Genomic DNA, 12,807 nt, shown 5'->3' with positions numbered 1-12,807 from the left:
ATACTCTTTTTCTGCCTAGAGTTCATCTTCATATAACTATTATAACCCTTTTTAGCCTATTCCTAGCCTTCTTTCCAACTTGTATATCCATCTGTTTTATGAGATCGTTAAATGCAAGTTGAGTGCTAGTCTCTATAAACTCTTCTATATTTCCATATTCATTAAAAATCCCCACATAGAATGGTACATTTCTGATTATGGTATCTTCCCGATAATCGATGTCAAATTGTATTTCGTCAGAATTCTCTACCAGCAATCTATACCCCATTCTCACTTCTCTTTCTATTTTGACAATACTCACATCTGCCAATAAATGTAAAAAGTATACCAAAGTGTGTGACTTAAAAGCTTCTATAAACTTTTGTTAGCGACTAACTAAATCAACCATTACGGGATCATTTATTTCAACCACAAAATAAATCATTAAAATCAACCAATACCCTAATAATTATATCTACGTTTTTATTTATGATGTAGTTCCAATGTTCGTTCTTTCAATCTCCCTAAGTGAAGATTGATACGCTCTATAGATTTTCCACGAAACCTTTAAGTTAATCAGCTTTTCAATCTATCATATTCTCATTCACGTATCCGATTAATTATTGAATTCTTAAAAATAATGGAATTCTGATATTTTGTCATTGCCAACCGTATTATCAAAAGAAATCCCAGATAAAAAATCAAAAAATATACAGGAAATTTATAGTGAATATAAAATATACCTGACAATTCAGCAATTTTATTACATAGTATAATCCCAACCGGAATCCCCAAAATACAACTACCAATAAACCCACTAAAAAGATACAAAGAACATTCCACGCTCTGCATTTTCTTTAATTGTTTTGGAGTCATACCTATTGCTTCTAGCATTGCATACTCTTTTTTTCTTTCTACGATATTCGATACACATAAATTAAAGGTATTGAGAAATGAAAAAATCGAAATAATAAAAACAAAAGCCATTATCGCCATTGTAAAATTATAAAAATAATCTGAATATTGTTGAATCGTATCTTTCTTGGAAGATAAGCTTATTCTATTATCAGTTGCTACTATATCATACAATTTTTGTTCTATATCACTCTTGCCAGTACATATATACCAATTAACATCTGGGTTCATATCTGTTATTTGTTCAAGATACCCTTCATTAGTATATATAGCATTTGTAGAATTTGGATCATTAATTATACCACTTACTTTCAAATGAGTTTCTTGTATTCTATTTCCTGTATCAATTTTAGCTAAAATAGAATCTCCAACTTGAAGACTCAATTGAGAATCGATATAAGCATCTGAGGCCAAATTAATTACAATAGGCATTGTATCAGTCTCTGCTTTCTTTTGAGGCATTGTCCCTTCAATCAATTGATTAGCAAACTCTTTTTCGTTAATAATGCTTTCTATACCTTCGATATCTGTTACTTCTTCTGTGTTCTCATTTACAATTTCACAATCTAAAATTTTTAATCGATAGATTTCCTTTACTTCACTCATATTCTGAATTTTTTGAAAGAGTTCATTTGTCAAGGGGCTATTCTTCATCAGTTCATTATAACTATAATTATCTTCTTCGCTTAATAAATCCGAATTCAATGATAAAATATAGTCACTGTTTTCATGAAAAGTATAGCTAGCCAACTCTTCTACATCTATTGACTGCATCACACTAAATATGCTAAACATTAATACGCCACTTAATGTTAAAGACAAAATGGATCTAATAAACTGTTTTGGCACAGATGTCGCATATTTAATTGCAAGTTTAAATGGAGAAAGAAATTCTCTCTTTTTATCTTTGCGTAACATTCTTAAGTTTTCCGTGCAACGAACTGCTTCTATTGGAGAAACTACAGATAATACACGAACAGGTTTTTCATAAGCTCCTGTAACTAGCACAATAATAAATCCTACGGAAATAAAAATTGTAATGCATGATATCCCATAAAATTTCCCTGGCAGAATTATTCCAATGATAATGGATAGAATAACAGCTGGCGGTAAACACCTCTTTAATAAAGTATGTTTTTCATAAGTAATTATATTTTTCAGTTGTTCCTTTGTTGCTCCTATCATTTTCAATCTAGCATAATCATTTATTTTCTCTACAGCTGATATATATACTATACTTCTGATTGAAACTCCTGTTGCAATGCTAATGACAAGCACAATCGTAAACATAACAACAAGCACCTGACTTGTAGTCCCAGAAATACTATGCATATCGAAATAAGTATTACACAAAAATATCATTGTGAAACTCAATAAACAGGTGGCCGCAAAAATTATCACACTAACCAGCCTATTTTTCAAAGAATTTTGAACCATATTATTTTTCGAAATAAGCTTTATGGTGCTTTTTTCAAGACTCTTCACAATACTACTCTCCCTTCTGTTGCTAAAACACTCTATTTTAGCAGTCATCTCTAATTGCCGCATCTATACTCAAATAATTATCTTATATACATTTCCTATCACGCTATGATTTTTCCATCAATAATCTTTACTATTCTGTCAGCCTGTTTCGCCATTTCTAAATCATGTGTTATCATAATAATTGTCTGATCATATTTTTTACTAGTTTCCCTTAATAATTGAAGTACTTTTTTACTAGTTTCTGAATCTAAATTTCCAGTTGGTTCGTCAGCTAAAATTACCGACGGTTTAGTTATCAATGCTCTTGCGATAGCAACTCTTTGCTGCTGACCGCCAGATAAGCTATTCGGCATTCTGTCTTTTTTATCTTCTAATTCTAAATACGTTAATACTTCATCCAAAAACTGCTGATCAACCTGCCTCCCATCCAGATGAAGAGGTAGGACAATATTGTTATAAACATTGAGTATCGGAACTAAATTATAATTCTGAAATATAAATCCAATGTGTCTACGTCTAAAGATTGTTAAGTCATCATTATTTCCTCTCAAATTTTGTTTCTCAATTATAATGTTTCCTGAAGAAGGAGTATCTAATCCTCCTATCATATGTAGTAATGTTGATTTTCCACTTCCCGATGGTCCTACCACAGCAATAAATTCGCCCTTTTCAACAGTAAGAGATACTCCATCTAGTGCTTTAATAATATTAGGTTTGTTACCATAATATTTTTTTAAATCTTTCACTTGCAAAACAGCCATAATTTTTCTCCTTTTTCCGCCAATGAAACATATTCTTTTTAGTAAAATTTTTAAAATACCACATTTGTATAATTAATCATTCCAAATTATATTCTTTCCAAAATATTCCTCAGTAAGCCTTTTTATCATAAAAGGGAGTATCTTTCAATTATCTCCCTTTTACGATAAACTTCTATTTATTCCCTAATGAGAATGATTTCTAAATATAATATCATTTATACATCAACTAATACTAACAGAATCATCCCGTCCCTATATATAAATAAGTCACCGCCTGCCCTATTTAATTAATATAGGACAGTACCGCATTATGAGATATTAAACAGTCTTTTTTACAGTCAAATTTTTTGTCTGTACTTCCGCATTTTTTGTAACCTTCAATTTTTTCATCAAAACACTTTACTCTTTCACTTTTTACAGTTACCTTATTAATTTCTTTCATTTTTATTCTCCTTTTCTTATGTATTTTAAAGACTCTAATTAATATAGGACAGTACCGCATTATGAGATATTAAACAGTCTTTTTTACAGTCAAATTTTTTGTCTGTACTTCCACATTTTTTATAACCCTCGATTTTTTCATCAAAACACTTTACTCTTTCACTTTTTACAGTTACCTTATTAATTTCTTTCATTTTTATTCTCCTTTTCTTATGTATTTTAAAGACTCTAATTAATATAGGACAGTACCGCATTATAAGATATTATGCAGTCTTTTTTGCAATCAAATTTTTTATCTGTACTTCCGCATTTTTTGTAGCCTTCAATTTTTTCATCAAAGCACTTTACTCTTTCACTTTTTACAGTTACCTTATTGACCTCTTTCATTTTTATTCTCCTTATTTGTTTTTTTAAGTTCTAATTGATGTAAGACAATACTGCATTATGAGATATTAGGCAGTCTTTTTTGCAATCGAATTTTTTGTCTGTACTTCCACATTTTTTATAGCCTTCAATTTTTTCATCAAATATAGTTTCTTTACTGACTAATTTTTCCCCTTTTCTACTATTCATTTTTTTCTCTCCATTTCATTAAAATTTGTATTGATTTACAATAAAGTTCAACCGCCCAAGGGCATCGCCTCCTTTAAATTATTTCTAAATTAATCAACATTATTGTTGAAATAATTCCTAAAATTTAATCCAAATTCCTCAATATGCTACATTTCTAATCGGATGAATTACACCGTTTATATAATATGGCATTGGTCCTAAAATCTTTGCATTCTTTTCAATTTCCTCAAGTTCTTCCAAATTATCCCTCACCAATTGGTTTGCCATCTTAGTATATAGACATGAGAAATCATCCGGACAATGAATATCATTATTCTCATGTAAGCTTGCTGCAAAGCAACCTTTACTTTTACAATTTTCATACTCTTTACATGATAAACATTTGGAATTATCAATATACTTAATATCTTTTAATTTCTCTCTAAGTAAAGTCCCAAACTCAGAAAATCCATCAAATACATTGCCTAAGCTATATTGCTGATCTAACAAACTTGGACATAAAAACATTTCACCTTCTACATTTATATAAAAGCTTATAATACCAGCACCACAAGAAAATACTCTTTTTGAGATATCTGTATAACTGTCAAAGGCATTTTCTATATAGCGCCACATAAAGTAATTATTATGGTGATAACAAGTTATATAATACTCCAGAACCTTTCTGTATATTTTAAACAAACAATTAAGTTCTTCTTTATTCCATTTGGTATCTGTATTAATGCCAGCATCAATATCCAAAAATCCTAAGTCTTCGTGAAAATGTTTTATAGTTTCCAAATGATGAGTATAATTATTTTTTGTAATTACAGCTGATGCTTGAACAGCTCTTCCTGTTTTCAACTCAAAATACTTTAAATAGTCTAAATTTTTTATGACATATTTATAGGATCCTGCGCCATTTACCATTTTTCGTGATAAGTCATTAACGTTCTCATTTCCATCCAAGCTGACCTTTAACGAAAATTTGTATTTTATTAAAAACTCTATAATTGATAAATCTAAAATCGTCCCATTTGTTGTTATAGTATATAAAAATTTAATTTGATTCTCTTTGCTATTAGCTTCACAGTAATAAACTATATTTTTTACTTTGTCGAAATCAAGCAAAGGCTCTCCACCAAGAAAATTAATTTTTATTATCCTATTCCTATGGTTTTCACACTTTATCCGTTCAATAGCAAACTCCACGCTTCGATATGCGATCCTATCATCCATTGTCTTATTGGTTTTATCACCAACATAACAATAATCACATGCTAAATTGCATTTCTTATTTATCTCTAACGTCATTGTAATCATTTTTAAAATATCCTTTCTTTAATCGTGCCCTCTGTAACCCAAAATATTTTACTAAAATATTTCATTTCATCTGGATTATGAGAGATTATAAAAATAATTTTATTATTTTTCATAGAATTTACTAACTCATAAAATGCCTCTCTACTGCTATTATCTAGCGATGCCGTCGGTTCATCAAAAACAATTACATCAGCTCCTGTTAATATCGCCCTAATTATGTCTAATCGTTTTTTTTGTCCTCCGGATAAGTTATTACCATTTGTTTGTAATTCTGTATTCCACCCACCAGGTAATTCATTTATATATGTATCTATCTGTAATTTTTTACATAAATAGAGAAACTCATCTTCATCTCTCTCCTGATTTAAAAATAAGTTTTCTTTTATTGATTCTTTAAAAAATAGTGAATCTTGAGGAACATATGCTATATGCCTCCTTATATCTGTTATAGAGAAATCTTCAATTTGTTGATTATTTACCTCTATATAACCACCACTTTTATCCACTAACCTTAGTAATATTTTAGTAATAGTTGACTTTCCACCTCCACTGTTACCAATCAAACCTATAACATCTCCGCAACAAACGCTAAAATTTCCAGTCTTTAAAACAGGATTTTTAGAATTCTCATAATAAAACTCGACATTATTCCACCTAATAGAATCTATTTTTTTCAGTGTCTTTTTTGAGTTTTCCACTTCCTTAGGTAAATTAATCACACTGTAAAAACGATCTATTGCGACTAAAGTTTCTTTATAGCCATTGAAGAAACTACTAATATTATTAATTGGTGTTATGAGCATTGCCTGGTAACTTGTTAATGTAATAATTAAACCAATACTAAAATTATTTGAAAAATATAAATTTCCTCCAACAAACCAAACAATTACAATTAATAAATATACAAGTAAAGCTCCTATGTATATATTCAAATTATATGTCAGTTCTAAACTAATATCAGCTTTATACTGTTGTGCATATACATTTCTAAATTTTTTATTAATCTTTCTGTATAGATTATAAATTTTTACGTTTAAAATATTATTGTATATATCCGAAAAATAATCTATTGTCTTTGCATTCGTCTTCATATATTTTTCTGAAAGTATGTTAACTTTTTCTCCCCAAAAATGATTATTTATCAAATACAAAAAGATTACGATTCCCGTAAAAATAAACACTTTCCAACTAATCAAGTATATTGCTAAACAAGTTAATAACAAGGAAAGAATGTTTGAAACTAGTTGCACTAAAGCCTCTCCTGTATTAGATGCAATAATTTCAATTTCATTTTCATACTTTGAAAGTACATTTCCTAACCCTTCATGCTTTATTGTTTCATATTTAGCTTTTGTAATGCTTTTCAACATATCTATCCGTAAACTCATCTTAATATTCTCAGTAATTTTATTTGATAAATAATTGCCTAAAACAGAGCATATAATAGTAAATATATATGCCAAAAACAAAATTGTAATATGAATAATAAATAGTTCTTTTTCCTTATTAGGTAATGATTTATCAATAATTTCTTGTGTAATCCTAGGCGTCATTAAAGCAAGTACGCTAGAAACAATACTAACAATAAAGATAAAAGACAATAATTTTTTTTCTTTTAGAACATATTTTTTAATTACGTTCTTATATTCTACATTTAACATCAATATCCTCACTAAAATAATCAGATTCACAAATCTGCTCGAAATTATTAACTACATATTTTAAATATTCGTTTAGTTCAAAAAAGTTATTTTTATAGTTATCCTTTTTAACGAACATTTCATAGTAAATAAGTACTTTTTGTAAACTACAGTCAATACTCTCTACTCTTTCGCCTTTATCATTAACACAATTAGCTGCACACTCTCCACAACAAAAATATTTATAAGGGCAAATCTTGCATTTTGGGATTTGATTTACATAAAACAAACTTTTTATTCCAGCATTTTTTTTCTTTTCTTCATATCGCTCTAAAACAATATTCACATCTTCTTTAATATTTCCCAAAACAAACTTTTCGCTTGTTAAATTAGGACACATATAAACATTTCCGTCCGGTGCTATTGTCAGCAAATCATCAACAGCCCCACAATGTTTTTTGGGACTTAAGTTAAAGGTGAGTGCATTAATAAAATTCTTATCCTCATATTTTTTATCAAGTACAAATTGTACTGCACGCTGATACAACTTAATTTGATCCAATACTTTAATTGAAAAATTTTTCCCTCTCCCCACAGGAGCAACAATTCTAAGTTGGAAAAATGCATTATATTGTGCCGCCATATTTAATGCTTCTTCAAGATATTTCATATTATAAGGCGTTAATACATACGAAAAAGAAAGTTTAACTTTTTTTGTTTTTAACTGTTCAAATAAAGGAACCATTTTTTTATATTGGCGTTCATTACAAAACAAATTCTCAATGCTGATTTCTATAACACCGACCCTTTCTACTAAACAGTCTATAAGTTTTTTTGATAAAAGAAGTCCATTGGTTTGGAATACAATATTTTCTTTTCCTATTGACTCAGCCATCTTTTCTACTAATTTTTCTATATTCTTCTTTACTAATGGTTCGCCTCCACTAATAACTACCTTTTTTAAAGATGGTTTTAACTTATCAATAAACTTTTGTGTATCGTTTATGATTTTCTCAACTGACAGCTCGTCTTCTGTAGTAACATCTGGTCCAGAATTTGCAGCACAAAAATCACAATTTAAATTACATTTTTTTGTTGTAATAATATGTAATGTTCCTATATCCTGGCTTACAGATTTACTATTAAAATCAAATGTTTCGATAAGTTTTCTATAAAATTTATCCTTATCTTTACTTTCTCCTTCATACACTTCTAAAGGCATCCTAACCCAATTCATATTATCTGAATTTAGTAGAATTACTTTTCCATTTGAAATATATCTAAAAATTTGTCTCATCATCTTCACCTTCTTCTAACTTTTTAATAAAATCGCTAACTTCAATTTTGTGAGTTTTTGCAAAATCATACACTTTCATAAAACGAAATATTTTATTACGAAACATACTAGTAAATACTATACAATTATGTCGATATAGTATTTGTTCTAATCTGCAGGTTGCTTTACTTACTTGATTCAAATAACCAGTTAAGCTATAATTTTTAAATCCACATCTTTTTCCGCTACAGGAAAAATCTATTTTGCAGTCACAAATACTACAAGTTTCTTTTAAATGCTTTCTTATGAGCGAAATAAATTTTTCGTGACTAATTCCAGAATAAATATTTCCAATTTCCCATTCTGGATCTCCCGCCACATAATTGCAGGGATAAATATTCCCTTTACAGTCAACTACAAAATGGTTTTCAGTTCCAGCAGAGCAAAAGCAAACTTCTCTTTTTGCAATAAAAGTCGATATCTTAAAATCATAAAGATTAATCACTTTATTAGGGTCTTCAACGATGTTTTCTAGATAAAACTGATCTAGTTTTGTCATTTCTGAATCTAGTAATTGCATACTATTTTCGGACCAAGATGTAAATTCGTCTAATCCTATATAAATACGTTTCACTCCCATTTTTGAAAAAAATCGTATATTATCCATTAAATATTTAACGTTATTATCAGTAACTGTCATTCTTACATTAAATTTCTTATTATTTCTTATCAAATACTTAATCTGGCTAATAATATATTTATAATAATCTTTTCCAGATTTACTTTTTCGGTTAAGATCATTTGTTCTTCGATCCCCATCAATGCTAATAGATAATTCTATTCCTGTAGTAAATATAGTATCTAACACACTCTTATCTAATAAAGTAGCATTTGTAGTCATTTCAATATTAAATTTTTTCTTTGGATATTTTTCTGATACAAGATTTGTGATTTTATAAAATGCTTTCTTGTTAAGTAATGGTTCTCCCCCTAGAAGCATTAAATCTATCTCTTCATCCTCATGTGCCAAATTACAGATAAAATTAATTGTATCTTCTACCGTTTTTTCATTCATTATAGATGAACATTTTTTTTCGCCTTCGTAACAATATTTACATTCTAAATTACATCCTTCTGCCAACAATAAAGTACATTCCATGACCTCTACTCCTTAATTGTAAATACTCACCAATCTGTTACTGTGATCCTTTGTAATCTGATACCTCTCCCAAATATTAAAATAAGGTAAAACAGTAATAATATCATTCCCACATAAATAGCATTGCTTGATGACTTGCCTAACCTTATTTATATTTGTAATACTTTCTACATAATCACCTAATCCCCAAAAGATAATTTTTTCTTTTGATAATACCGTTTGCACATTATCATCTGTACAAATTTCCACTGATTTTGCAATGGTTTTTAGATAATTAATAATGTTATAATCATTTTCACTCATCAAACCACAAACCACATATAAAACCTGTTTGTTTATAGTAACAGCAAATCTATTGCTTATAGACTCGACTACTATTTTTTTCATATTTTCCTCTTTCAATATTCCCTTCAGATTAGAAATAAGTTCTTGTTTATCTCCACCTTCTTTATACAAATTTGCGAGAATCCCTATTAAATACGGGACAAGATAACTGTTACCTTCTCTTATTTTTATTTCCTTTTCCCACAAATACAAAACATTAAAATTGAATATAACTTCATTCTTATTAACGCTGCAATATGCTTTTTGCCTTATATCATTATCAACCGATATAATCTCTGAAAATTCTGCCGGATAAGCCATCTTATTCTTTTCGTTGGCTTTAGCTGCGACAATTAAAATATTATTACGTTTAGCTTCAAGACATATCTCATGCAGCATACTTATAATACTTTCATTATTTGATGCATATCCTAAGCTTAAATTAATAAAATCAACTTTTTGATCTATACATTTTTCTATAGCAGTTATTAAGTCAATAGCATTTCCCTTAATATTGGAATCTAAAATCGGTATTGCTGTAATATCTAAGTAAGGATTTAATGATAACAATACGTTTGCAACTTCCGTTCCATGAAGTACAGAAGTTTTATAATCTGCATTACAAAAATGAGTTTTATCAAATATTATTTGGTCTGTTCTAATTTCTGTATCAATAATCCCTATTTTGATCATTTTTTTCCTCTTATAATTTAGTATTAAATTTCTTTTCGTTGAAATTATTATATCTCTATCTTAAGCTAATACTTAATAATAGAATAAAAGGCCGTATAACATGAATAATCGTTTCATTTAATATTTTTGTTTACGTTAGTTCAGTAATAAGTGTACCGTCGTGTTCATTTTTGCCTATATATAAATCATTGATACCTAATTGAATGATATATTTTCCTTATTGCCCTTCCTGCATCTTTCACGATTTCTTAAGATCTAGGCACTGTTTCCCATCCCCTGAAATCAAATTATCTCATGCTCATATCAAATAGTCGGATCCTAGATTTCCGAGAAGTGTTCCCCCTAGGCATCCGACTCCATGCTTTCTTACCATCTTGAACCATACTTGCTCTACTTATTTTTCTCACATTCTTAATTTTGCTCTTAGTATTCAATTATTAACTGAAAATTCTAGAATCCAACAGCAAAAAAGAACAGCATGCCTAAAAACACACTAGAACTAATATGACTCAAAGTCGAGAATGAAAACGTCAATACTAAGAATTGAGGAATAAAAAAAACGCATCTCAATAGAAAGAAAGATGGACCGCGCAACTCAAAGGGAAAAAGCAGCATTTGTCAAAGAACTTAGGGAAAAGGGTGGAAATTAAATCATCTGCAAAAAGCAGTAGACATGACAAGATTGATCTGTTACTATGGACCAGTAATTCTGATACCGTAAATCTTCAGGAATTATCAGAAAAAATCGAAGGTATATTTTAATCGCTATAAAAAACGATACGGAATACAAAGGAAACATAGAAAATTTATAATCGTGTCTATAGAGTAAATCAAAAGAGAATTCAACACCTAATGCACAAAATGAGATTAAAGGAAGAGAAACCTAAGAAGAATAATCTTTCTTCTCTTCTTTTAGTTTCCCCACGAAACAAGCATCAATATTACACCCTTAGTTCAATATTTTCTTCAGAACAATACTTATTATAGCGAACTCGGTATAGCTCGAGCCAAGGCTCAGTATCAGCATGCTTACTTTAGAAATACTCTTAAAGATTATGGAATCATCCAGGCCATGTCAACGAAAGAGAACCTCTACAATAACTGTATCATAAAGACCTTCTTTGAAATGATGAAGAATGAGATGTGCTATGGAAAACAAAACACTACAGATATTTGATAAATTTTAAAGGGTGCTGAAAAAATATACAGATTATTACAAGCATGAGAAAAACCAGACTAAATCACGACCACCGGCTTAGCCGGTGGTTTGCTTTGACCCTATAAGGGTCTATTACCGGCACTGGAGTCTAAAGACTCATCGAAATAGGTTCGCCAAGCGCAACATCATTTACCTACAAAGCCCTTTCGGGCTTATCTTTATTTGTTACGTTTTACTGGCTCACCCGTAAACGGGTCAATATACTCTTTCAGTGTCATTTGATCATATTCCAGATCATCCTGTAACTGATTTGCTATATATTCCTGTATTTTCTTTGCATTTTTCCCTACCGTATCTACATAATATCCGCGACACCAGAAATGTCTGTTTCCATATTTGTACTTCAGATTTGCATGTCTTTCGAATATCATTAATGTACTCTTTCCTTTTAAGTACCCTACAAAATACAATACACTTATGCTTGGCGGAATTTCTACTAACATGTGTACATGATCTGGACATATCTCTGCTTCAACAATTTTTACACCTTTTCTTTTGCATAACATACTCAAAATATCTGCTATATCCTGTTTAATTTTTCCATATGCTACTTTTCTTCTATATTTTGGTGCAAAAACAATATGATACTTACAATTCCACTTTGTATGTGATAAACTATTATTATCCATATGGATACCTCCTGTGTATATTAGTGCGGTTGGCGAACCTACATTAATTATACCACCGGAGGTTTTTTTCTGTAAGCTGAAGCAATGCTGACTCACCTGCATAGCAGGTGGTTTATTTGTTTTCCAAAGCTCCGTTTTTCGGATCAGCGAAAAACTCCACAATGGCAAACAGGGCTTTGCCCTAACAAACAAAATGGATGCTCTCTGCTAAGTACAGAGAAACATCCATATGTTGGACCTCTGCCATAAATTAATGTGTCCAAGATTCTAGGTGCAATCACAACTGAACAGGGCTTATTGGAATTTTGATTTTTCAGCTACTGATATGAGTCAATATATTGTTTATGAAATATTACCGTTATATATTGCTTATATTTAGGATTATAGTATTTACACACTATTTAAAAATTT

General features: G+C 29.7%; 13 protein-coding genes. All 13 read right to left on the bottom strand.

Going from position 1 to position 12,807, the window contains the following annotated elements; genetic code table 11:
• Positions 1-28 precede the first annotated feature (28 nt).
• The 13 genes from WKT17_RS08275 to tnpA all read right to left on the bottom strand — a co-directional run bounded on the left by WKT17_RS08275 (position 29) and on the right by tnpA (position 12,396).
• Positions 29-268: a hypothetical protein gene (locus tag WKT17_RS08275; protein ID WP_117500939.1), complete on the bottom strand. Its 240-nt coding sequence runs from the start codon at positions 266-268 to the stop codon at positions 29-31.
• 311 nt (positions 269-579) lie between these two features.
• A complete protein-coding gene (locus tag WKT17_RS08270) occupies positions 580-2,379 on the bottom strand; it encodes an ABC transporter permease (protein WP_158547689.1) in 1,800 nt (599 codons plus the stop codon).
• A gap of 98 nt (positions 2,380-2,477) precedes the next feature.
• Complete coding sequence (locus WKT17_RS08265) at positions 2,478-3,140, bottom strand: ABC transporter ATP-binding protein (RefSeq protein WP_117500937.1); 663 nt, start codon at positions 3,138-3,140, stop codon at positions 2,478-2,480.
• 283 nt (positions 3,141-3,423) lie between these two features.
• Positions 3,424-3,582, bottom strand: a complete 159-nt coding sequence (locus WKT17_RS08260; RefSeq protein ID WP_165854657.1) for a hypothetical protein — start codon at positions 3,580-3,582, stop codon at positions 3,424-3,426.
• A 34-nt stretch (positions 3,583-3,616) separates the two neighbouring features.
• A complete protein-coding gene (locus tag WKT17_RS08255; protein WP_165854657.1) occupies positions 3,617-3,775 on the bottom strand; it encodes a hypothetical protein in 159 nt (52 codons plus the stop codon).
• Positions 3,776-3,809: 34 nt separating this feature from the next.
• Complete coding sequence (locus WKT17_RS08250) at positions 3,810-3,968, bottom strand: hypothetical protein (protein ID WP_158547688.1); 159 nt, start codon at positions 3,966-3,968, stop codon at positions 3,810-3,812.
• Positions 3,969-3,998: 30 nt separating this feature from the next.
• Positions 3,999-4,154, bottom strand: a complete 156-nt coding sequence (locus WKT17_RS08245; protein ID WP_158547687.1) for a hypothetical protein — start codon at positions 4,152-4,154, stop codon at positions 3,999-4,001.
• Between the two features lie 138 nt (positions 4,155-4,292).
• The gene (locus WKT17_RS08240) at positions 4,293-5,456 is read right to left on the bottom strand and encodes a radical SAM/SPASM domain-containing protein (protein WP_117500936.1); all 1,164 of its coding nucleotides are present in this window, start codon (positions 5,454-5,456) and stop codon (positions 4,293-4,295) included.
• 2 nt (positions 5,457-5,458) lie between these two features.
• Positions 5,459-7,117: an ABC transporter ATP-binding protein gene (locus tag WKT17_RS08235; RefSeq protein ID WP_117500935.1), complete on the bottom strand. Its 1,659-nt coding sequence runs from the start codon at positions 7,115-7,117 to the stop codon at positions 5,459-5,461.
• Positions 7,098-8,396: a radical SAM/SPASM domain-containing protein gene (locus WKT17_RS08230; protein ID WP_117500934.1), complete on the bottom strand. Its 1,299-nt coding sequence runs from the start codon at positions 8,394-8,396 to the stop codon at positions 7,098-7,100. The genes WKT17_RS08235 and WKT17_RS08230 overlap by 20 nt, the downstream gene beginning before the upstream one ends.
• Positions 8,377-9,531, bottom strand: a complete 1,155-nt coding sequence (locus tag WKT17_RS08225) for a radical SAM/SPASM domain-containing protein (protein WP_117500933.1) — start codon at positions 9,529-9,531, stop codon at positions 8,377-8,379. The genes WKT17_RS08230 and WKT17_RS08225 overlap by 20 nt, the downstream gene beginning before the upstream one ends.
• A gap of 12 nt (positions 9,532-9,543) precedes the next feature.
• Positions 9,544-10,548: a S8 family serine peptidase gene (locus WKT17_RS08220; RefSeq protein WP_117500932.1), complete on the bottom strand. Its 1,005-nt coding sequence runs from the start codon at positions 10,546-10,548 to the stop codon at positions 9,544-9,546.
• 1,377 nt (positions 10,549-11,925) lie between these two features.
• Complete coding sequence (gene tnpA / locus WKT17_RS08215) at positions 11,926-12,396, bottom strand: IS200/IS605 family transposase (protein ID WP_340272358.1); 471 nt, start codon at positions 12,394-12,396, stop codon at positions 11,926-11,928.
• Positions 12,397-12,807 lie beyond the last annotated feature (411 nt).

It is taken from the genome of Blautia sp. HCN-20427, from assembly GCF_037890365.1.
In the GTDB taxonomy this organism is placed as follows: domain Bacteria; phylum Bacillota; class Clostridia; order Lachnospirales; family Lachnospiraceae; genus Blautia.
This window is presented reverse-complemented; position numbering and strand designations above follow the sequence as displayed.

Excerpts from the sequence above, each read along its gene's own strand:
- WKT17_RS08245 (WP_158547687.1), bottom strand. The coding sequence starts at position 4,154 with ATGAATAGTAGAAAAGGGGAAAAATTAGTCAGTAAAGAAACTATATTT.
- WKT17_RS08275 (WP_117500939.1), bottom strand. The coding sequence starts at position 268 with ATGGGGTATAGATTGCTGGTAGAGAATTCTGACGAAATACAATTTGAC.
- WKT17_RS08220 (WP_117500932.1), bottom strand. The coding sequence starts at position 10,548 with ATGATCAAAATAGGGATTATTGATACAGAAATTAGAACAGACCAAATA.
- WKT17_RS08230 (WP_117500934.1), bottom strand. The coding sequence starts at position 8,396 with ATGATGAGACAAATTTTTAGATATATTTCAAATGGAAAAGTAATTCTA.
- WKT17_RS08265 (WP_117500937.1), bottom strand. The coding sequence starts at position 3,140 with ATGGCTGTTTTGCAAGTGAAAGATTTAAAAAAATATTATGGTAACAAA.
- WKT17_RS08235 (WP_117500935.1), bottom strand. The coding sequence starts at position 7,117 with ATGTTAAATGTAGAATATAAGAACGTAATTAAAAAATATGTTCTAAAA.
- WKT17_RS08255 (WP_165854657.1), bottom strand. The coding sequence starts at position 3,775 with ATGAAAGAAATTAATAAGGTAACTGTAAAAAGTGAAAGAGTAAAGTGT.
- tnpA (WP_340272358.1), bottom strand. The coding sequence starts at position 12,396 with ATGGATAATAATAGTTTATCACATACAAAGTGGAATTGTAAGTATCAT.
- WKT17_RS08240 (WP_117500936.1), bottom strand. The coding sequence starts at position 5,456 with ATGATTACAATGACGTTAGAGATAAATAAGAAATGCAATTTAGCATGT.
- WKT17_RS08225 (WP_117500933.1), bottom strand. The coding sequence starts at position 9,531 with ATGGAATGTACTTTATTGTTGGCAGAAGGATGTAATTTAGAATGTAAA.
- WKT17_RS08260 (WP_165854657.1), bottom strand. The coding sequence starts at position 3,582 with ATGAAAGAAATTAATAAGGTAACTGTAAAAAGTGAAAGAGTAAAGTGT.
- WKT17_RS08250 (WP_158547688.1), bottom strand. The coding sequence starts at position 3,968 with ATGAAAGAGGTCAATAAGGTAACTGTAAAAAGTGAAAGAGTAAAGTGC.